Genomic DNA, 20,675 nt, shown 5'->3' on the forward strand with positions numbered 1-20,675 from the left:
AAGGCACCCCGGTGACCACCTCCGTGAACCCCCCTGCGGACACCTCCCTGGCCGTCCCGTCCCTCGCCGACGCCGAGGAACTGACCTGCGACGTCCTCGTCATCGGCGGCGGCACCGCCGGCACCATGGCGGCACTGACCGCCGCCGAGCACGGCGCGAACGTGCTGCTGCTGGAGAAGGCCCACGTCCGCCACTCCGGCGCGCTCGCCATGGGCATGGACGGCGTCAACAACGCGGTCATCCCGGGCCGCGCCGAACCCGACGACTACGTCGCCGAGATCACCCGCGCCAACGACGGCATCGTCGACCAGTCCACCGTCCGCCAGACCGCCACCCGCGGCTTCGGCATGGTGCAGCGGCTGGAGTCGTACGGCGTGAAGTTCGAGAAGGACGAGCACGGCGACTACGCGGTCCGCCAGGTCCACCGCTCCGGCTCCTACGTGCTGCCGATGCCGGAGGGCAAGGACGTCAAGAAGGTCCTGTACCGGCAGCTGCGGCGGCGCGAGATGCGGGAGAGGATCCGCATCGAGAACCGGGTGATGCCGGTGCGTGTCCTCACCGCCGAGGGGCGCGCCGTCGGCGCGGCGGGCTTCAACACCCGCACCGGGCAGTTCGTCCAGGTCCGCGCGGGCGCGGTGATCCTCGCGACCGGCGCCTGCGGCCGCCTCGGCCTGCCCGCCTCCGGCTACCTCTACGGCACCTACGAGAACCCCACCAACGCGGGCGACGGCTACGCCATGGCCTACCACGCGGGCGCCGAGCTCACCGGCATCGAGTGCTTCCAGATCAACCCGCTGATCAAGGACTACAACGGCCCGGCCTGCGCCTACGTCGCCAACCCCTTCGGCGGCTACCAGGTCAACCGGCACGGCGAGCGCTTCGTCGACTCCGACTACTGGTCGGGCCAGATGATGGCCGAGTTCGCGGCGGAGGTCGCCTCCGACCGGGGCCCGGTCTACCTGAAGCTGAGCCACCTCCCCGAGGAGTCGGTCTCGGCCCTGGAGACGATCCTCCACTCGACCGAACGCCCGACCCGCGGCACCTTCCACTCCGGCCGCGGCCACGACTACCGCACCCACGACATCGAGATGCACATCTCCGAGATCGGCCTGTGCGGCGGCCACTCCGCCTCCGGCGTCCGGGTGGACGACCACGCCCGTACGACCGTGCCCCGGCTGTACGCGGCCGGCGACCTGGCCTGCGTGCCGCACAACTACATGATCGGCGCGTTCGTCTACGGCGATCTCGCGGGTGCGGACGCGTCCCAGTACGCGGCATACGAAGGGGAGTTGCCTTCCGAGCAGCTCCGGGAGGCGCACGAGCTGATCTACCGCCCGCTGCGCAACCCCGACGGCCCGCCGCAGCCCCAGGTCGAGTACAAGCTGCGCCGCTTCGTGAACGACTACGTGGCCCCGCCGAAGTCCGGCGCCCGGCTGTCGCTGGCCCTGGAATCGTTCGAGCGGATGCACGCCGACATCGCCGAGATGGGCGCCCACACCGCGCACGAACTGATGCGCTGCGCGGAGGTCACCTTCATCCGCGACTGCGCGGAGATGGCCGCCCGGTCCTCCCTGGCCCGCACGGAGTCCCGCTGGGGCCTCTACCACGACCGTCTCGACCACCCCCAGCGCGACGACGCGTCCTGGTTCCACCACCTCGATCTGCACAAGTCCCCCTCTGGTGCGATGGAGTTCACGGCCCGTCCCGTGGCTCCCTATCTCGTTCCTGTCGACGGCTTCACCCCCGTCGGCGGACCCTCCAGGCTGATCGGCGAGGTCCACGCCGAGGACGTGGCGATGGCGGGGCCGCGGGATGTGGCCCCGGTGGCTGCCCAGGTGGAGGCGGCCGGGGCTGCGCAACCGCAGCAGCCAGCGCCGTCCTCGTCCCCCGCTCCCGCCCCCGAGCAGTCCTCCGCGCGCCTCCTCGAACTGGTCGCCCTGGCCGATGAGGAGCCCGAACTCGACGCCCTTCAGCCCTACCTGACCGATCCCACGCCCGCCGTCCGGCGCGAGGCGGTCGCCGTACTCACCGAGACGTTGCCGCCCGGAACCGGCCGCGCCCTAGCCGCCGCCCTGCGCGACACCGCCGCCGAGGTACGGGCGGCCGCGGCCGCGTCACTGCGGGAGCTCGTCGAGACGCTCCCGCCCGAGCCCGACCTGCGCGACGGCCTCGCCGCCGCCCTGGCCGAGCCCGACCCGGTGGTCCGCGCCGCCGCGCTGGACGTCCTGCGCGCCCTGCGCCTCGGAGACGCCGTCCTGTTCTCGGACGCCGTGGCCGACGCCGACATCGCCGTCCGTATCGAGGCCGTACGCGCGCTGGTGTCGGTCGACGCCGCCGAGGAACTGGCCCGAGCGGCGGTCGACGACCCGTCCCGCGAGGTGCGGGTGGCGATCGCCAAGGGGCTGGCCACGGTGGGGGCCGAGCGACTGTCCGGTGGCCTTCCGGCCGGCTCCGATTCCGCCGCCGGCTCGATCGAAGCGGCCCTCACCGGTCTCCTCGACGACCCCGACGCCCTGGTGCGTGCGGCGGCCTACGGAGCACTGGGCACCACCGGCTGCCCGGCGCCCCTCACCACGCGTGCCGTGGCCGCCCTGTCCGAGTCGGCCTGGCAGGTACGGGCCGGGGCCGCCACGGCCCTGTCAGTCGCCGACCCGGAGGTGGCGGTCCCCGCCCTCGCCAAGGCCCTCGCCGACGCCAACGCCGATGTCCGCAAGGCCGCCGTCCTGGCACTGACCCGGCACCGCAGCGCCGAGGAGGCCCGCGCCGCCCTCGCCACGGCGACGACGGACTCCGACGCGGACGTCAGGGCGTACGCGGCACGGGCGCTCTGACCGGTCCGTACCCCCGGAGCTACGCGACCCGGCCGGAGCCCGGCCTCATATCCAGTCGGGTTCCGGCTCCGTCATCTCGGGCCAGTCGTCCGGCCCACCCACCTGCCGGCCGGGCGCCTGGGCCGGAGCCCGGTCGGGCCCCTGGGCCGGGGTCGAACCAGGCTGCCCGCCCAGTGACGCGAGCACCTCCAGCACGCCCTCCCCGTACGTCACGAGCTTCTTCTCGCCCACTCCGCCGATCCCACCGAGCTCGGCCACCGACTCCGGCCACACCGTGGCGATCTCCCGCAGCGTGGCGTCGTGGAAGATGACGTAGGCCGGTACGCCCTGTTCGCGTGCCTGCTCGGCCCGCCAGGCGCGCAGTGCCTCGAAAGCCGGCACCAGCGCCTCGGGCAGCTCGGCGGCGACCGCCTTGCCCTTGCGCTCGCCCCGTCCGGAGCCCGAGGACCCCGACCGGGAGGTCACCGGCTTCTTCGGCTCCTTGCGCAGCGGCACGTCCCGCTCCCGCCGCAGCACCGTCCCGCTGCCGTCGGTCAGCACCAGCGTGCCGTACTCGCCCTCCACGGCGAGGAGCCCCTGGGCCAGCAGCTGCCGGATGACGCCGCGCCATTCGGCCTCGGTCAGCTCCTCGCCGATGCCGAACACCGACAGCTGGTCGTGGTCGAACTGGATCACCTTGCCGGTCCGCTTGCCCAGCAGGATGTCGACGATCTGCACCGCGCCGAACTTCTGCCCGCGCTCGCGCTGCAGCCGCACCACCGTCGACAGCACCTTCTGCGCCGCGACCGTGCCGTCCCAGGTCTCCGGCGGGGTGAGGCAGGTGTCGCAGTTGCCGCAGCCGGCCGGGTCCGGGTCCTGGCCGAAGTAGGCGAGGAGCTGGCCCCGGCGGCACTGGACGGTCTCGCACAGCGCCAGCATCGAGTCCAGGTGGGCCTGGGCCCGCCGCCGGAAGGCCTCGTCGCCCTCGCCGGACTGGATCAGCTTGCGCTGCTGTATGACGTCGTTGAGCCCGTAGGCCATCCAGGCCGTCGACGGCAGCCCGTCACGGCCGGCCCGGCCCGTCTCCTGGTAGTAGCCCTCGACCGACTTGGGCAGATCGAGGTGGGCGACGAAGCGGACGTCCGGCTTGTCGATGCCCATGCCGAAGGCGATGGTCGCCACCACGACCAGGCCGTCCTCCCGCAGGAAGCGGGACTGGTGGGCCGCGCGCGTGCCCGCGTCCAGGCCCGCGTGGTACGGCACCGCCTCGACGCCGTTGCGGCTCAGGAACTCGGCGGTCTTCTCGACGGAGTTGCGCGACAGGCAGTAGACGATGCCCGCGTCGCCCGCGTGCTCCTCGCGCAGGAAGCTCAGCAGCTGCTTCTTCGGATCCGCCTTCGGCACGACCCGGTACTGGATGTTGGGCCGGTCGAAGCTCGCCACGAAATGGCGGGCCGCCGGCATGTTCAGCCGCTCGGTGATCTCCTGGTGTGTGGCGCGGGTGGCCGTCGCGGTGAGGGCGATCCGCGGCACGTCCGGCCAGCGCTCGCCGAGCAGCGACAGCGTCAGGTAGTCGGGCCGGAAGTCGTGGCCCCACTGGGAGACGCAGTGCGCCTCGTCGATCGCGAACACGGAGATCTTCCCGCGCGAGAGCAGATCGAGCGTGTTCTCCAGCCGCAGCCGCTCCGGCGCCAGGTACAGCAGGTCCAGCTCACCCGCGAGGAACTCGGCCTCCACCACCCGCCGCTCGTCGAAGTCCTGCGTGGAGTTGACGAACCCGGCCCGCACCCCCAGAGCCCGCAGTGCGTCCACCTGGTCCTGCATCAGGGCGATGAGCGGGGAGACGACGATCCCCGTGCCAGGCCTGACCAGAGCCGGCACCTGGTAGCACAGGGACTTTCCGGCGCCGGTCGGCATGAGCACGACCGAGTCGCCACCCGCGACCACGTGCTCGATGACCGCTTCCTGCTCGCCCCGGAAGGTCTCGTATCCGAAGACCCGGTGCAGCGTGGCCAGCGCCTCGCTCTGCGTCACTGACATCTCAGCGATACCGCCCGTCCCACCCATCGTCCTGTCCCCCGTACGTCGTCCTTCGACCACTGCCCCCACGATAGGGGTCGCCACCGACAGCCCCGAAGTTATCCACAGGCTGGGCGACCACCCCCTTCAAGGCCGACTTCAAGGCCGACGGCCCGGCACCCCGAGAAGGGACGCCGGGCCGCAGCCTCATCAAGCAAGCGCGGTCAGCGCACGAACACCCCCGCCTGCCCCGCCAGATCCAGGAAGTACTGCGGAGCCACACCGAGCACCAGCGTGACCGCCACGCCCACCCCGATCGCCGTCATCGTCAGCGGCGACGGTACGGCCACCGTCGGGCCCTCCGGCCGCGGCTCGCTGAAGAACATCAGCACGATGACCCGGATGTAGAAGAACGCCGCGATCGCCGACGAGATCACACCGACCACGACCAGCGGGGCCGCCCCGCCCTCCGCCGCCGCCTTGAACACGGCGAACTTCCCGGCGAAGCCGGAGGTCAGAGGGATGCCGGCGAAGGCCAGCAGGAACACCGCGAACACGGCCGCCACCAGCGGCGAGCGCCGGCCGAGCCCCGCCCACTTGGACAGGTGCGTCGCCTCGCCGCCCGCGTCCCTCACGAGCGTGACCACCGCGAAGGCGCCGATCGTCACGAACGAGTACGCCGCCAGGTAGAAGAGGACGGAGGAGACACCGTCCGGCGTGGTCGCGATGACACCCGCGAGGATGAACCCGGCGTGCGCGATCGACGAGTACGCCAGCAGCCGCTTGATGTCGGTCTGCGTGATCGCGACGATCGCACCGCCCAGCATGGTGATGATCGCCACGGCCCACATCACCGGCCGCCAGTCCCAGCGCAGGCCGGGCAGGACGACGTACAGCACGCGCAGCAGCGCGCCGAACGCCGCCACCTTCGTCGCCGCGGCCATGAAGCCGGTCACCGGCGTCGGCGCGCCCTGGTACACGTCCGGCGTCCACATGTGGAACGGCACCGCGCCCACCTTGAACAGCAGGCCCATCACCAGCAGAGCGGCGCCGACCAGCAGCAGCGCGTCGTTGCCCATGGTGCCGGCGAGTGCCGGGTTGACGTCCTGCACGGTGCCGTCGACGACCTGTGCGATCGTCGCGTACGACATCGAGCCCGCGTAGCCGTACAGCAGCGCGATGCCGAACAGGGTGAACGCCGAGGCGAAGGCGCCGAGCAGGAAGTACTTGACCGCCGCCTCCTGCGACATCATCCGCTTGCGGCGGGCCAGCGCGCACAGCAGGTACAGCGGCAGGGAGAAGACCTCCAGCGCCACGAACAGCGTCAGCAGGTCGTTGGCCGCCGGGAAGATCAGCATGCCGGCGACGGCGAACAGCAGCAGCGGGAACACCTCGGTGGTGGTGAACCCGGCCCTGACCGCGGCCTTCTCGCTCTCACTGCCCGGCACGGACGCGGCCTGCGCGGCGAAGGAGTCGACGCGGTTGCCGTGCGCCTCCGGGTCGAGGCGCCGCTCGGCGAAGGTGAACAGGCCGACCAGGGCCGCCAGCAGGATCGTGCCCTGCAGGAAGAGGGCCGGTCCGTCGACGGCGATGGCGCCCATCGCCGCGATGTGCGCCTTGGTCGTGCCGTACCCGTCGGCCGCGAGCGCCACGACCGCCGCGAAGGCGGCCGCGATCGCGACGACGGACACGAACATCTGGACGTAATAACGGGACTTGCGCGGTACGAACGCCTCGACCAGGATCCCGACGATCGCCGCACCGACGATGATCAGGGTGGGAGCGAGCTGCCCGTATTCGATCTTCGGCGCGTCGATCTTCGAGATCGGGTCGGCCGCCGTTGTCCACAGGCTGTGGACGGCTGTTGCGCTCACTTGGCCGCCTCCACCTCGGGCTTGGGGTCCTTCTGCTGTACGTCGGACATGGTCTGTTTGACCGCCGGGTCGATGATCTGGGTGAGGGGCTTCGGGTAGACGCCCAGGAAGATCAGCAGGACGACCAGCGGGGCGACGACCACGAGTTCACGCACCCTGAGGTCCGGCATCTTCGCGAGCTCGGGTTTCACCGGGCCCGTCATCGTCCGCTGGTAGAGGACGAGGGTGTAGAGCGCGGCCAGGACGATGCCGAAGGTGGCGATGATGCCGACCACCGGGTACCGCGTGAACGTGCCGACCAGGACCAGGAACTCGCTGATGAACGGGGCGAGGCCCGGCAGCGACAGGGTCGCCAGGCCGCCGATCAGGAACGTGCCGGCGAGCACCGGCGCGACCTTCTGCACTCCGCCGTAGTCGGCGATGAGCCGCGAGCCGCGCCGGGAGATCAGGAAGCCCGCCACCAGCATCAGCGCGGCGGTCGAGATGCCGTGGTTGACCATGTAGAGCGTCGCCCCGGACTGGCCCTGGCTGGTCATCGCGAAGATGCCCATGATGATGAAGCCGAAGTGGGAGATCGACGCGTAGGCCACCAGCCGCTTGATGTCGCGCTGGCCGACCGCGAGCAGCGCCCCGTAGATGATGCTGATCAGGGCGAGGACGAGGATCGCGGGCGTCGCCCACTTGCTCGCCTCCGGGAAGAGCTGGAGGCAGAAGCGGAGCATCGCGAAGGTGCCGACCTTGTCGACGACCGCCGTGATGAGGACGGCGACCGGGGCGGTGGACTCCTGCATCGCGTTGGGCAGCCAGGTGTGCAGCGGCCACAGCGGCGCCTTCACCGCGAAGGCGAAGAAGAAGCCCAGGAACAGCCACCGTTCGGTGTTGGTCGCCATGTCGAGCGAGCCGTTGGCCCGGGCCTCGGCGATCTCCGTGAGCGAAAAGTTCCCGGCGACCACGTACAGGCCGATCACCGCGGCCAGCATGATCAGACCGCCGACCAGGTTGTAGAGCAGGAACTTCACCGCCGCGTACGACCGTTGCGTCGCCGCCGCCTTCTCGCCGTGCTCGTGGGCACGGTCCCCGAAGCCGCCGATGAGGAAGTACATCGGGATCAGCATGGCTTCGAAGAAGATGTAGAAGAGGAAGACGTCGGTGGCCTCGAAGGAGATGATCACCATCGCCTCGACGGCCAGGATCAGGGCGAAGAAGCCCTGCGTCGGCCGCCAGCGAGTGCTGCCGGTCTCCAGCGGGTCGGCGTCGTTCCAGCCCGCGAGGACGATGAACGGGATCAGCAGGGCCGTGAGCGCGATGAGCGCCACCGCGATGCCGTCCACGCCCAGTTCGTAGCGGACGCCGAAGTCCGCGATCCAGGAGTGGGACTCGGTGAGCTGGTAGCGGTCGCCGCCCGGGTCGAAGCGCACCAGGACGACGATCGCCAGGACGAGCGTGGCGAGCGAGAAGAGCAGCGCCAGCCATTTGGCGACTGTGCGCCGCGCGGCCGGTACGGCGGCCGTGGCGATCGCCCCGACGGCCGGGAGCGCCGCTGTCACTGTCAGCAGAGGAAAGGACATCGGTATCAGACCGCCCTCATCAGCAGGGTCACGGCGACCAGGACCGCCGCGCCGCCGAACATCGAGACCGCGTAGGAGCGGGCGAAGCCGTTCTGCAGCCTGCGCATCCGCCCGGAGAGGCCGCCGACCGAGGCCGCCGTGCCGTTGACGACGCCGTCGACCAGGGTGTGGTCGACGTAGACCAGGGACCGCGTGAGGTGTTCGCCGCCGCGGACCAGGACGACGTGGTTGAAGTCGTCCTGGAGCAGGTCACGCCGGGCGGCCCGGGTGAGCAGCGATCCGCGCGGGGCGACGGCCGGGACCGGGCGCCGTCCGTACTGCGCCCAGGCGAGGGCGACGCCGATGACCATGCAGGTGACGGTCGCGCCGGTGACCGCGCCCGCGCTGATCGGCGAGTCGCCGTGGCTGTGCCCGGTGATCGGCTCCAGCCAGTGCACGAAGCGGTCGCCGATGCTGAAGAATCCACCGGCGGCCACCGACCCGACGGCCAGCACGATCATCGGGATCGTCATGATCTTGGGCGACTCGTGCGGATGCGGTTCATTGCCCTTCTCGTCGGGCTGCCAGCGCTTCTCGCCGAAGAACGTCATCAGCATCACGCGCGTCATGTAGAACGCCGTGATGGCCGCGCCCAGCAGGGCCACGCCGCCGAGGATCCAGCCCTCGGTGCCGCCCTTGGCGAACGCCGACTCGATGATCATGTCCTTGGAGAAGAAGCCGGACAGGCCCGGGAAGCCGATGATCGCCAGGTAGCCGAGGCCGAAGGTGACGAAGGTGACCGGCATGTACGTCCTGAGACCGCCGTACTTCCTCATGTCCACCTCGTCGTTCATGCCGTGCATGACCGAACCGGCGCCGAGGAACAGCCCCGCCTTGAAGAAGCCGTGCGTCACCAGGTGCATGATCGCGAAGACGTAGCCGATGGGGCCGAGGCCCGCGGCGAGCACCATGTAGCCGATCTGCGACATGGTCGAGCCGGCCAGTGCCTTCTTGATGTCGTCCTTCGCGCAACCGACGATCGCACCGAAGAGGAGCGTGACCGCACCGACGACGGTGACGACCAGCTGGGCGTCCGGGGCGCCGTTGAAGACGGCCGCGGAGCGGACGATCAGGTACACGCCCGCCGTCACCATCGTCGCGGCGTGGATGAGGGCCGAGACCGGGGTCGGGCCCTCCATCGCGTCCCCGAGCCAGGACTGCAGCGGCACCTGGGCGGACTTGCCGCAGGCCGCGAGCAGCAGCATCAGGGCGATGGCGGTCAGCTTGTCCTCACCGGCGGCACCGGCGAGCCCGGCCTCCTCGTGGGTGCCGAGCACCGGCCCGAAGGCGAAGGTGCCGAACCACAGGAACATCAGCATGATCGCGATGGACAGGCCCATGTCGCCGACGCGGTTGACCAGGAAGGCCTTCTTCGCGGCCGTCGCGGCGCTGGGCTTGTGCTGCCAGAAGCCGATCAGCAGGTAGGAGGCGAGACCGACGCCCTCCCAGCCGACGTACAGCAGCAGGTAGTTGTCGGCGAGGACGAGCAGCAGCATCGCCGCGAGGAACAGGTTCAGATAGCCGAAGAAGCGGCGGCGCCGCTCGTCGTGCTCCATGTACCCGACGGAGTAGAGGTGGATCAGTGAGCCGACGCCCGAGATCAGCAGGACGAACGTCATCGACAACTGGTCGAGCTGGAAGGCGACGTCCGCCTGGAAACCCTCGACCGGGATCCAGCTGAACAGGAACTGGCTCATCTCGCGGTGGTCGGCGCCCTTGCCCAGCATGTCGGTGAACAGGACCATGCCGAGCACGAAGGAGGAGGCGGCCAGGGCAGTGCCGATCCAGTGGCCGACGGCGTCCAGCCGGCGTCCGCCGCACAGCAGGACCACCGCTCCGAGCAGGGGCGCCGCCACCAGCAGCGCAATCAGGTTCTCCACGATTCTTCCGACCCCTTACAGCTTCATCAGGCTGGCGTCGTCGACCGAGGCCGAGTGACGGGCACGGAACAGGGACACGATGATCGCGAGCCCGACCACGACCTCGGCGGCGGCGACGACCATCGTGAAGAACGCGATGATCTGGCCGTCGAGGTTGCCGTGCATCCGGGAGAAGGCGACGAACGCGAGGTTGCAGGCGTTGAGCATGAGCTCGATGCACATGAACACGACGATCGCGTTGCGCCTGATCAGCACGCCGGTGGCGCCGATCGTGAACAACAGGGCCGCGAGGTAGAGGTAGTTGACGGGGTTCACTTCGACGCCTCCTCGGACCGCTTGAGATTCGCCGGCCCGATCGCCCTGCGCTCCAGGCGGTCCTCGGACCGCTGCTCCAGAGCCTTGAGGTCGTTGAGCGCCTCCTGCGACACGTCGCGGATCTGGCCGCGCTCGCGCAGCGTCTTGCTGACGGTGAGGTCGGACGGTGTGCCGTCGGGCAGCAGGCCCGCGATGTCGACCGCGTTGTGCCGGGCATACACACCGGGCGCCGGCAGGGGCGGCAGTTGCCGGCCTTCGCGGACCCGCTCCTCGGAGAGCTCCCGCTGCGTCTTGGCCCGCTCGGTGCGCTCGCGGTGGGTGAGCACCATGGCGCCGACGGCGGCCGTGATGAGCAGGGCACCGGTGATCTCGAACGCGAAGACGTACTTGGTGAAGATGAGGGCGGCGATGCCCTCCACGTTGCCCCCGGCGTTCGCCTGGCCGAGGCCGTTGAACTCCGTGAGGGAGGCGTTGCCGATGCCGCCGATCAGCAGGACGCCGAAGCCGAGACCGCACAGCAGGGCCAGCCAGCGCTGGCCCTTGATGGTCTCCTTCAGGGAGTCCGCCGCGGTCACGCCGACGAGCATCACCACGAACAGGAACAGCATCATGATCGCGCCGGTGTAGACGACGATCTGCACGACGCCCAGGAAGTAGGCGCCGTTGGCGAGGTAGAACACCGCCAGGATGATCATGGTCCCGGCGAGGCAGAGCGCACTGTGCACGGCCCTCTTCATGAGGATGGTGCCCAGGGCGCCGATCACCGCGATCGTGCCGAGGATCCAGAACTGGACGGCCTCTCCGGTGGAGGTGGAGTAGGCGGCGAGCTGCGTGGTCATCCGCCGATCACCTTCTCCGACGCCGGTTCGGTCCCGCCGAAGGTCGAGTCGGACTCCTGCACGACCTCGCCCTTGGAGTGGGCGACCTGCTGCTCCGTGCCGGGCGCGGCCTCGGTGACCAGGCCCCGGTAGTAGTCCTGTTCGTCCGTCCCCGGGTAGATGGCGTGGGGCGAGTCGACCATGCCGTCCTCGAGACCGGCGAGCAACTGCTCCTTGGTGTAGATGAGGTTGGCCCGGCTGGAGTCGGCCAGCTCGAACTCGTTCGTCATCGTGAGCGCGCGCGTGGGGCACGCCTCGATGCACAGGCCGCACAGGATGCAGCGGGCGTAGTTGATCTGGTAGACCCGGCCGTACCGCTCGCCCGGCGAGTAGCGCTCCTCGTCGGTGTTGTCCGCGCCCTCCACATAGATCGCGTCCGCGGGACAGGCCCACGCGCACAGCTCACAGCCGACGCACTTCTCCAGGCCGTCCGGATGGCGGTTGAGCTGGTGCCGTCCGTGGAAGCGCGGAGCCGTGGTCTTCTGCTGCTCCGGGTACTGCTCGGTCAGCCGCTTCTTGAACATGGCCTTGAAGGTCACGCCGAAGCCGGCCACGGGGTTCTGGAAACCGGGCTTGGTGTCCTTCGGTTCCTCAGTCATCGGACGCCTCCTTTCCATCCGTAGATCCGCCCAGAGATCCGTCACTCTGAGTATCGGGTCCACCACTGACAATCAGCTCCCGCTCACGGCGCGAACGGCGCCTGGGAGCCGGCGGAAGCTCCTGTCCGGGCAGCGGCGGTACGGGGTATCCGCCCGCCATGGGGTCGAAGGCCGCCGGGGTCTCGGCCGGCCGCTCGGCCTGCTTGGACTTCTCGCGGAACATGTCGACGACGAAGGAGAGCACCAGCAGGGCCAGCACCCCGCCGCCGACGTAGAGCACGATGTCGGCGAAGTCGTAGTTCTCGTTCCGCAGGGCCCGCACGGTGGCGACGAGCATCAGCCACACCAGCGAGACCGGGATGAGGACCTTCCAGCCGAGCTTCATCAGCTGGTCGTAGCGGACGCGCGGGAGCGTGCCGCGGATCCAGATGAACATGAACAGCAGCAGCTGGACCTTGACGGTGAACCAGAGCATCGGCCACCAGCCGTGGTTCGCGCCCTCCCAGAAGGTGCTGATCGGCCACGGGGCCCGCCAGCCGCCGAGGAACAGCGTGGTGGCGACGGCCGAGACGGTCACCATGTTGACGTACTCGGCGAGCATGAACATCGCGAACTTGATCGACGAGTACTCGGTGTTGAAGCCGCCGACCAGGTCACCTTCGGACTCCGGCATGTCGAAGGGGGCGCGGTTGGTCTCGCCGACCATCGTGACGATGTAGAGGATGAAGGAGAGCGGCAGCAGCAGGATGTACCAGCGGTCGGCCTGCTGCTCGACGATCGTCGACGTCGACATCGACCCCGAGTAGAGGAAGACGGAGGCGAAGGCGGCGCCCATGGCGATCTCGTAGGAGATCATCTGCGCGCAGGAGCGCAGGCCGCCCAGCAGCGGGTACGTCGAGCCGGAGCTCCAGCCCGCGAGGACGATGCCGTAGATGCCGACCGAGGCGACCGCGAGGATGTAGAGCATCGCGATCGGCAGGTCGGTGAGCTGCATCGTGGTGCGCTGGCCGAAGATCGAGATCTCGTTGCCGGCCGGGCCGAAGGGGATCACCGCGATCGCCATGAAAGCCGGGATGGCCGCGATGATCGGCGCGAGGACGTAGACCGCCTTGTCCGCGCGCTTGACGACGACGTCCTCCTTGAGCATCAGTTTGATGCCGTCGGCGAGCGACTGGAGCATGCCCCAGGGGCCGTGCCGGTTGGGGCCGATGCGCAGCTGCATCCAGGCGACGACCTTGCGCTCCATGACGATGGAGACCAGCACGGTCACCATCAGGAAGGCGAAGCAGAACACCGCCTTGATGACGACCAGCCACCACGGGTCGCGGCCGAACATCGAGAGGTCTTCAGCGGCGAGGTACAAGCTCATGCCTCCACCTCCTTGGGGGCCTCGCCGGCGAGCGTCGCCGGGCCGATGCGGACGAGGGAGCCGGGCCGCGCCCCGGTGTCGGAGGCGACGCCGCCACCGCTGGAGTTCAGCGGCAGCCACACCACCCGGTCGGGCATCTCACTGATCTGGAGCGGGAGTTCCACGGCGCCCTGGGGGCCGGTCACGGCGAGGAGGTCGCCGTCCTTGACGCCCGCCTCGGCGGCCGTCGCGGCCGACACACGCGCGCGTGCGGCGTGCCGGGTTCCGGCGAGTGCCTCGTCGCCCTGCTGGAGGAGGCCCTGGTCGAGCAGCAGCCGGTGCCCGGCGAGGACGGCCTCGCCGACGGCCGGGCGGGGCAGCGCGGCCGCGGTCTCCAGGGGTTCGCCGGCCCGCGGGCCGTCCCAGGAGCCGAGCCGGTCGATCTCCGCGCGCACGGTGCGCAGATCGGGAAGTCCGAGGTGGACGTCCATGGCGTCGGCCAGCATCTGCAGCACGCGCGCGTCGGTGGGCGCGAGGCTGCGGGTCATCTGGTCGGGCTTGAGCGCGGCCTCGAAGGAGCGGACCCGGCCTTCCCAGTTGAGGAAGGTGCCGGCCTTCTCGGCGACCGCGCCGACGGGCAGGACGACATCGGCCTCGCGGCTGATCTCGCTGGGCCGCAGTTCGAGGGAGACCAGGAAGCCGACCTCGTCGAGCGCCTCACGCGCGCGTGCCGGGTCGGGCAGGTCGGCGATCTCCACGCCCGCCACCAGCAGCGCCTGCAGCTCGCCGGTCGCGGCGGCCTCGACGATCTGGCCGGTGTCGCGGCCGTAGCGGTGCGGGAGGCCGGCCACGCCCCAGACACCGGCGACCTCGTCCCGCGCGCGTGGGTCGGTGGCCGGGCGTCCGCCCGGCAGCAGCGACGGCAGCGCGCCCGCCTCGATCGCGCCGCGCTCCCCGGCCCGGCGCGGGATCCAGGCCAGCCGGGCCCCGGTGGCGGTCGCGGTGCGCATGGCGGCGGTGAGTCCGCCGGCCACCGCGGCCAGCCGCTCGCCGACGACGATCACAGCGCCCTCGGCGCGCAGCGCCTCGGCGGCCGTGGCGCCGTCGTCCTCCAGGCCGACGCCGCTCCCGAGCGCGTCCAGCCACTCGGTCTCGGTGCCGGGAGCCGCGGGCAGCAGCGTGCCCCCGGCCTTCTCCAGACCGCGGGTGGCGTGCGTGGCCAGCGAGAAGACCCGCTGCCCGTGCCCCCGCCAGGCCTTGCGCAGCCGCAGGAAGACGCCGGGCGCCTCCTCCTCCGCCTCGAACCCGACCAGCAGGACGGCGGGCGCCTTCTCCAGCGCGGTGTACGTGACGCCCGTACCGTCGAGGTCCCGGCCGCGCCCGGCGACCTGGGCGGCGAGGAAGTCGGCCTCCTCACCGCTGTGCACGCGCGCGCGGAAGTCGATGTCGTTGGTGTCGAGCGCCACGCGCGCGAACTTGCTGTAGGCGTAGGCGTCCTCGATGGTGAGCCGGCCGCCGGTCAGGACACCGGTGCGGCCCCGGGAGGCCAGCAGCCCCTGGGCCGCGATCTGCAGCGCCTCGGGCCAGGAGGCCGGTTCCAGCTCGCCCTCGGCGTTGCGCACGAGCGGCGTCTCGAGCCGGTCCCGCTGCTGCGCGTACCGGAAGCCGAACCGCCCCTTGTCGCAGATCCACTCCTCGTTGACCGCGGGGTCGTTGGCGGCGAGCCGCCGCATGACCTTGCCGCGCCGGTGGTCGGTGCGCGTCGCGCAGCCGCCGGAGCAGTGCTCGCAGACCGACGGGGAGGAGACCAGGTCGAAGGGACGGGAGCGGAATCGGTACGCCGCCGAGGTCAGCGCGCCGACCGGGCAGATCTGGATGGTGTTGCCGGAGAAGTACGACTCGAACGGGTCGCCCTCGCCGATGCCGACCTGCTGGAGCGCGCCCCGCTCGACCAGCTCGATCATCGGGTCGCCCGCGATCTGGTTGGAGAACCGGGTGCAGCGGGCGCACAGCACGCAGCGCTCACGGTCGAGCAGCACCTGCGTGGAGATCGGCACGGGCTTCTCGTAGGTGCGCTTGCGGCCCTCGAAGCGGGAGTCGGCGTCACCGTGCGACATGGCCTGGTTCTGCAGCGGGCACTCGCCGCCCTTGTCGCAGACCGGGCAGTCCAGCGGGTGGTTGATGAGCAGGAGCTCCATCACACCCTTCTGGGCCTTCTCCGCGACCGGCGAGGTGAGGTGGGTCTTCACCACCATCCCGTCGGTGCAGGTGATGGTGCAGGACGCCATGGGCTTGCGCTGGCCCTCGACCTCGACGATGCACTGGCGGCAGGCGCCGGCCGGATCGAGGAGCGGGTGGTCGCAGAACCGGGGGATCTCGATGCCGAGCTGTTCGGCGGCCCGGATGACCAGGGTGCCCTTGGGCACGCTGATCTCGGCGCCGTCGATCGTCAGCGACACGAGGTCCTCCGGCGGGACCGCCGCATCTCCCCCGCCGGAGGGAGAGCTGGTGGTCACGGTCATGCGTTCACCTCCGTGCGGTCGGCCCAGGCCGTCGACCTGGCCGGGTCGAAGGGGCAGCCCCGGCCCGTGATGTGCTGCTCGTACTCCTCGCGGAAGTACTTGAGCGAGGAGAAGATCGGCGAGGCGGCGCCGTCGCCGAGGGCGCAGAAGGACTTGCCGTTGATGTTGTCGGCGATGTCGTTCAGCTTGTCGAGGTCGGACATCCGTCCCTTGCCGGCCTCGATGTCGCGCAGCAGCTGCACGAGCCAGTACGTGCCTTCGCGGCAGGGCGTGCACTTGCCGCAGGACTCGTGGGCGTAGAACTCGGTCCAGCGGGTGACGGCACGGACCACGCAGGTCGTCTCGTCGAAGCACTGGAGAGCTTTTGTGCCGAGCATGGAACCCGCGGCGCCCACTCCTTCGTAGTCAAGAGGGACGTCGAGATGCTCGTCGGTGAACATCGGGGTCGAGGAGCCCCCCGGCGTCCAGAACTTGAGGCGGTGCCCGGGGCGCATGCCGCCGCTCATGTCGAGGAGCTGGCGGAGCGTGATCCCGAGCGGCGCCTCGTACTGACCGGGGCCCGCGACATGGCCGGACAGGGAGTAGAGCGTGAAGCCTGGCGACTTCTCACTCCCCATCGACCGGAACCAGTCCTTGCCCCGGCTCATGATCGCGGGAACCGACGCGATCGACTCGACGTTGTTCACCACAGTCGGGCACGCGTAGAGGCCCGCGACAGCAGGGAAGGGGGGACGAAGCCGCGGTTGACCCCGGCGGCCTTCGAGCGAGTCCAGCAGTGCGGTCTCCTCACCGCAGATGTACGCGCCCGCGCCCGCGTGCACGGTGATGTCGAGGTCGAGTCCGCTGCCCTGGATGTTCTCGCCCAGGAAGCCCGCCTCGTACGCCTCGCGCACGGCAGAGTGCAACCGCCGCAGCACTGGGACGACTTCACCACGCAGATAGATGAAGGCATGCGAAGACCTGATGGCGTAACACGCGATGATCATGCCCTCGATGAGGCTGTGCGGGTTCGCGAAGAGGAGCGGGATGTCCTTGCACGTCCCGGGCTCCGACTCGTCGGCGTTGACAACCAGATAGTGCGGCTTTCCATCCCCCTGGGGAATGAACTGCCACTTCATCCCCGTCGGGAATCCAGCGCCGCCGCGCCCGCGCAGACCGGACTCCTTGACGTACGCGATCACGTCGTCCGGCGACATGGCGAGCGCCTTGCGAAGCCCTTCGTACCCCTCGTGCCTTCGGTACACGTCCAGCGTCCAGGACTTGTCCTCGTCCCAGAAGGCCGACAGCACCGGCGCGAGCAGCTTCTCGGGGCTCATGTCTTTCAGCTCGGGTGCCAAGGTCATCACTCCCCCTCCTCGGCGGCGGGCCCGGCCGGGTGGGCCGGGTCGGAGGCCGACGTGTCCTGCGGCGCGTCGTGCGAGCTCAAGTGCTCCGTCGGTGACGGGTCGTGAGGTGTCTCGGTCCGGGCCGCCTCACCGCGCGGATGCACCACACGCGCGGGTGCGGCCTCCCCCTTGGCGAGCTTCAGGCCGACCAGGGAAGCGGGTCCCGCACTGCCGCCGGACTCGACGGCCCCGTCCCGCTCGTCGGGGAAACCGGCCAGGACCCGGGCGGTCTCCTTGAAGGTGCACAGCGGCGCCCCGCGCGTGGGCGTGACCGGCCGTCCCGCGCGCAGGTCGTCGACGAGGCCCTTGGCGCTGCCCGGGGTCTGGTTGTCGAAGAACTCCCAGTTGACCATCACGACCGGCGCGAAGTCGCAGGCCGCGTTGCACTCGATGTGCTCCAGGGTGATCTTGCCGTCGTCGGTGGTCTCGCCGTTGCCGACGCCGAGGTGCTCCTGGAGCTCCTCGAAGATCGCGTCCCCGCCCATCACGGCGCACAGGGTGTTGGTGCACACCCCCACCTGGTAGTCACCGCTCGGCCGGCGCCGGTACATGGTGTAGAAGGTGGCGACCGCGGTGACCTCGGCCGTGGTCAGGCCGAGCATGTCCGCGCAGAACCGCATTCCCGTGCGCGTGACGTGTCCCTCCTCCGACTGCACGAGGTGCAGCAGCGGCAGGAGGGCGGACCGGGAGTCCGGGTAGCGGGCGATGACCTCGCGCGCGTCCGTCTCCAGACGGGCCCGGACGTCGTCCGGGTAGGCGGGCGCGGGCAGTTCGGGCATGCCCAGGCTGACGCCCCGCTCGGAAGAAGAGGTGGTCACCGGTCGACGCCTCCCATCACGGGGTCGATGGACGCGACGGCGACGATGACGTCGGCGACCTGGCCGCCCTCGCACATCGCCGCCATGGCCTGCAGGTTGGTGAAGGACGGGTCGCGGAAGTGGACCCGGTAGGGGCGGGTGCCGCCGTCGGACACGACGTGCACCCCGAGTTCGCCCTTGGGTGACTCGACCGCCGCGTACGCCTGTCCCGGCGGGACGCGGAAACCCTCGGTGACCAGCTTGAAGTGGTGGATCAGGGCCTCCATGGAGGTGCCCATGATCTTCTTGATGTGGTCGAGGGAGTTGCCGAGGCCGTCGGGTCCCAGGGCGAGCTGGGCCGGCCAGGCGATCTTCTTGTCGGCGACCATGACCGGGCCGGGCTGGAGCCGGTCCAGGCACTGCTCGACGATCCTGAGGGACTGGCGCATCTCCTCCAGCCGGATGAGGAAGCGGCCGTAGGAGTCGCAGGTGTCGGCGGTCGGGACGTCGAAGTCGTACGTCTCGTAGCCGCAGTACGGCTGCGTCTTGCGCAGGTCGTGCGGCAGGCCGGTGGAGCGCAGGATCGGGCCCGTCGCGCCGAGGGCCATGCAGCCGGCCAGGTCCAGATAGCCGACGTCCTGCATGCGGGCCTTGAAGATGGGGTTCCCGGTGGCGAGCTTGTCGTACTCCGGGAGGTTCTTCTTCATCTTCTTCACGAACTCGCGGATGTGGTCCACCGCGCCGGGCGGCAGGTCCTGGGCGAGTCCGCCGGGGCGGATGTACGCGTGGTTCATCCGCAGGCCGGTGATCAGCTCGTAGATATCGAGAATGAGTTCACGATCACGGAATCCGTAGATCATGACCGTGGTGGCGCCGAGCTCCATGCCGCCGGTGGCGATGCACACCAGGTGCGACGACAGCCGGTTCAGCTCCATCAGGAGCACCCGGATGATCGAGGCCCGGTCCGGGATCTGGTCCTCGATGCCGAGGAGCTTCTCGACGCCGAGGCAGTACGCCGTCTCGTTGAAGAACGGCGTCAGGTAGTCCATGCGCGTCACGAACGTCGTGCCCTGCGTCCACGTCCGGTACTCGAGGTTCTTCTCGATGCCGGTGTGCAGGTAGCCGATGCCGCAGCGGGCCTCGGTGACGGTCTCGCCCTCGATCTCCAGGATCAGGCGGAGCACTCCATGGGTGGACGGGTGCTGGGGGCCCATGTTGACGACGATGCGCTCGTCGTCGGCGCGGGCCGCCGACTCGACGACCTCGTCCCAGTCGCCGCCGGTGACGGTGTAGACGGTGCCCTCGGTGGTCTCGCGAGGGGAGGCGTGCGAAGTGCTCATGAGTACGACCTCCGCTGGTCCGGAGCCGGGATCTGGGCGCCCTTGTACTCGACGGGGATGCCGCCGAGGGAGTAGTCCTTGCGCTGCGGGAAGCCCTGCCAGTCGTCCGGCATCATGATCCGCGTCAGGGCCGGGTGACCGTCGAAGACGATGCCGAAGAAGTCGTACGTCTCGCGCTCGTGCCAGTCGTTCGTCGGATAGACGGAGAACAGCGACGGGATGTGCGGGTCGCTGTCGGGGGCGCTGACCTCCAGGCGGATCAGCCGGTTGTGGGTGATCGAGCGCAGGTGGTAGACGGCGTGCAGCTCGCGGCCCTTGTCGTTCGGGTAGTGGACGCCGCTGACGCCGGTGCACAGCTCGAAGCGCAGGGCCGGGTCGTCGCGCAGGGTGCGGGCGACGCGGACCAGGTGCTCGCGCTCGATGTGGAAGGTCAGCTCGTCGCGGTCGACGACCGTCTTCTCGATGGCGTTCTCGGGGAGCAGTCCCTGTTCCTCCAGGGCTCCCTCCAGCTCGTCGGCGACCTCGTCGAACCAGCCGCCGTAGGGGCGGGTCGCCTGGCCCGGGAGCCGGACCGAGCGGACCAGGCCGCCGTAGCCGGAGGTGTCGCCGCCGTTGTTCGCGCCGAACATGCCGCGCTGGACGCGGATCTCCTCACCGCCCTCGCCGCGCCGGCCGGGGAGGTTGGAGGCCGACAGGTCCTTCTCGGGGTTGGCGCCGCCCGTGCCGTTCGCGTCGCTCATCGCAGCAGCCCCTTCATCTCGATGGTCGGCAGGGCCTTGAGCGCCGCCTCCTCCGCCTCGCGGGCCGCCTCCTCGGCGTTCACGCCGAGCTTGGAGGTCTGGATCTTCTGGTGGAGCTTGAGGATGGCGTCCATCAGCATCTCCGGCCGTGGCGGGCAGCCGGGGAGATAGATGTCGACCGGCACGATGTGGTCGACGCCCTGGACGATGGCGTAGTTGTTGAACATGCCGCCCGAGGAGGCGCAGACCCCCATGGAGATCACCCACTTGGGGTTCGGCATCTGGTCGTAGACCTGCCGCAGTACCGGCGCCATCTTCTGGCTGACCCGGCCGGCGACGATCATCAGGTCCGCCTGCCGGGGCGAGCCCCGGAAGACCTCCATGCCGAAGCGCGCCAGGTCGTAGCGGCCGGCGCCGGTGGTCATCATCTCGATGGCACAGCAGGCGAGGCCGAACGTGGCGGGGAAGACGGACGACTTGCGCACCCAGCCCGCGGCCTGCTCGACGGTGGTCAGCAGGAAGCCGCTCGGCAGCTTTTCTTCGAGTCCCATGACTTGTGGC

The 20,675-nt window shown here is 70.1% G+C and carries 15 protein-coding genes; 1 reads left to right on the plus strand and 14 read right to left on the minus strand.

Annotated elements, in window-relative coordinates:
* Positions 1–11: 11 nt before the first annotated feature.
* Positions 12–2,831: a fumarate reductase/succinate dehydrogenase flavoprotein subunit gene (locus tag ACZ58V_RS06030; RefSeq protein WP_471288543.1), complete on the plus strand. Its 2,820-nt coding sequence runs from the start codon at positions 12–14 to the stop codon at positions 2,829–2,831.
* A 45-nt stretch (positions 2,832–2,876) separates the two neighbouring features.
* Here ACZ58V_RS06030 and recQ read toward each other — a convergent pair whose 3' ends face one another.
* From recQ to ACZ58V_RS06100, 14 genes are all read right to left on the minus strand, one after another.
* Positions 2,877–4,877 (minus strand): DNA helicase RecQ, encoded by a 2,001-nt coding sequence (gene recQ / locus ACZ58V_RS06035; RefSeq protein WP_468188244.1) that lies wholly within the window; start codon positions 4,875–4,877, stop codon positions 2,877–2,879.
* A 176-nt stretch (positions 4,878–5,053) separates the two neighbouring features.
* Positions 5,054–6,703 (minus strand): NADH-quinone oxidoreductase subunit NuoN, encoded by a 1,650-nt coding sequence (nuoN, locus tag ACZ58V_RS06040; protein WP_468186703.1) that lies wholly within the window; start codon positions 6,701–6,703, stop codon positions 5,054–5,056.
* On the minus strand, positions 6,700–8,271 hold the full coding sequence (locus ACZ58V_RS06045; RefSeq protein ID WP_471288544.1) for an NADH-quinone oxidoreductase subunit M: 1,572 nt from the start codon (positions 8,269–8,271) through the stop codon (positions 6,700–6,702). The genes nuoN and ACZ58V_RS06045 overlap by 4 nt, the downstream gene beginning before the upstream one ends.
* A gap of 5 nt (positions 8,272–8,276) precedes the next feature.
* A complete protein-coding gene (gene nuoL / locus ACZ58V_RS06050) occupies positions 8,277–10,190 on the minus strand; it encodes an NADH-quinone oxidoreductase subunit L (protein WP_471288545.1) in 1,914 nt (637 codons plus the stop codon).
* A gap of 15 nt (positions 10,191–10,205) precedes the next feature.
* Entirely contained in the window at positions 10,206–10,505 is a 300-nt protein-coding gene (nuoK, locus tag ACZ58V_RS06055; protein ID WP_003992252.1) for an NADH-quinone oxidoreductase subunit NuoK, read from the minus strand.
* On the minus strand, positions 10,502–11,344 hold the full coding sequence (locus ACZ58V_RS06060) for an NADH-quinone oxidoreductase subunit J (protein WP_471288546.1): 843 nt from the start codon (positions 11,342–11,344) through the stop codon (positions 10,502–10,504). Before ACZ58V_RS06060 ends, nuoK begins: the two co-directional genes overlap by 4 nt.
* On the minus strand, positions 11,341–11,982 hold the full coding sequence (gene nuoI / locus ACZ58V_RS06065) for an NADH-quinone oxidoreductase subunit NuoI (protein WP_189728581.1): 642 nt from the start codon (positions 11,980–11,982) through the stop codon (positions 11,341–11,343). The genes ACZ58V_RS06060 and nuoI overlap by 4 nt, the downstream gene beginning before the upstream one ends.
* On the minus strand, positions 11,975–13,351 hold the full coding sequence (gene nuoH / locus ACZ58V_RS06070) for an NADH-quinone oxidoreductase subunit NuoH (RefSeq protein WP_468186691.1): 1,377 nt from the start codon (positions 13,349–13,351) through the stop codon (positions 11,975–11,977). Before nuoH ends, nuoI begins: the two co-directional genes overlap by 8 nt.
* Positions 13,348–15,852, minus strand: a complete 2,505-nt coding sequence (locus tag ACZ58V_RS06075) for an NADH-quinone oxidoreductase subunit G (RefSeq protein WP_471288547.1) — start codon at positions 15,850–15,852, stop codon at positions 13,348–13,350. Before ACZ58V_RS06075 ends, nuoH begins: the two co-directional genes overlap by 4 nt.
* Entirely contained in the window at positions 15,849–17,195 is a 1,347-nt protein-coding gene (nuoF, locus tag ACZ58V_RS06080) for an NADH-quinone oxidoreductase subunit NuoF (protein WP_267944395.1), read from the minus strand. The genes ACZ58V_RS06075 and nuoF overlap by 4 nt, the downstream gene beginning before the upstream one ends.
* A complete protein-coding gene (nuoE, locus tag ACZ58V_RS06085; protein WP_471288548.1) occupies positions 17,195–18,055 on the minus strand; it encodes an NADH-quinone oxidoreductase subunit NuoE in 861 nt (286 codons plus the stop codon). Before nuoE ends, nuoF begins: the two co-directional genes overlap by 1 nt.
* Positions 18,052–19,374, minus strand: coding sequence for an NADH-quinone oxidoreductase subunit D (locus ACZ58V_RS06090; protein ID WP_391103352.1), 1,323 nt, complete (start codon positions 19,372–19,374; stop codon positions 18,052–18,054). The genes nuoE and ACZ58V_RS06090 overlap by 4 nt, the downstream gene beginning before the upstream one ends.
* Positions 19,371–20,114 carry an NADH-quinone oxidoreductase subunit C gene (locus tag ACZ58V_RS06095; RefSeq protein ID WP_468186681.1) on the minus strand — a complete coding sequence of 248 codons (744 nt, stop codon included), beginning with the start codon at positions 20,112–20,114 and terminating at the stop codon, positions 19,371–19,373. Before ACZ58V_RS06095 ends, ACZ58V_RS06090 begins: the two co-directional genes overlap by 4 nt.
* Positions 20,111–20,665: a NuoB/complex I 20 kDa subunit family protein gene (locus ACZ58V_RS06100; protein WP_010041554.1), complete on the minus strand. Its 555-nt coding sequence runs from the start codon at positions 20,663–20,665 to the stop codon at positions 20,111–20,113. The genes ACZ58V_RS06095 and ACZ58V_RS06100 overlap by 4 nt, the downstream gene beginning before the upstream one ends.
* Positions 20,666–20,675 lie beyond the last annotated feature (10 nt).

It is taken from the genome of Streptomyces sp. NPDC040589 (assembly GCF_055594445.1).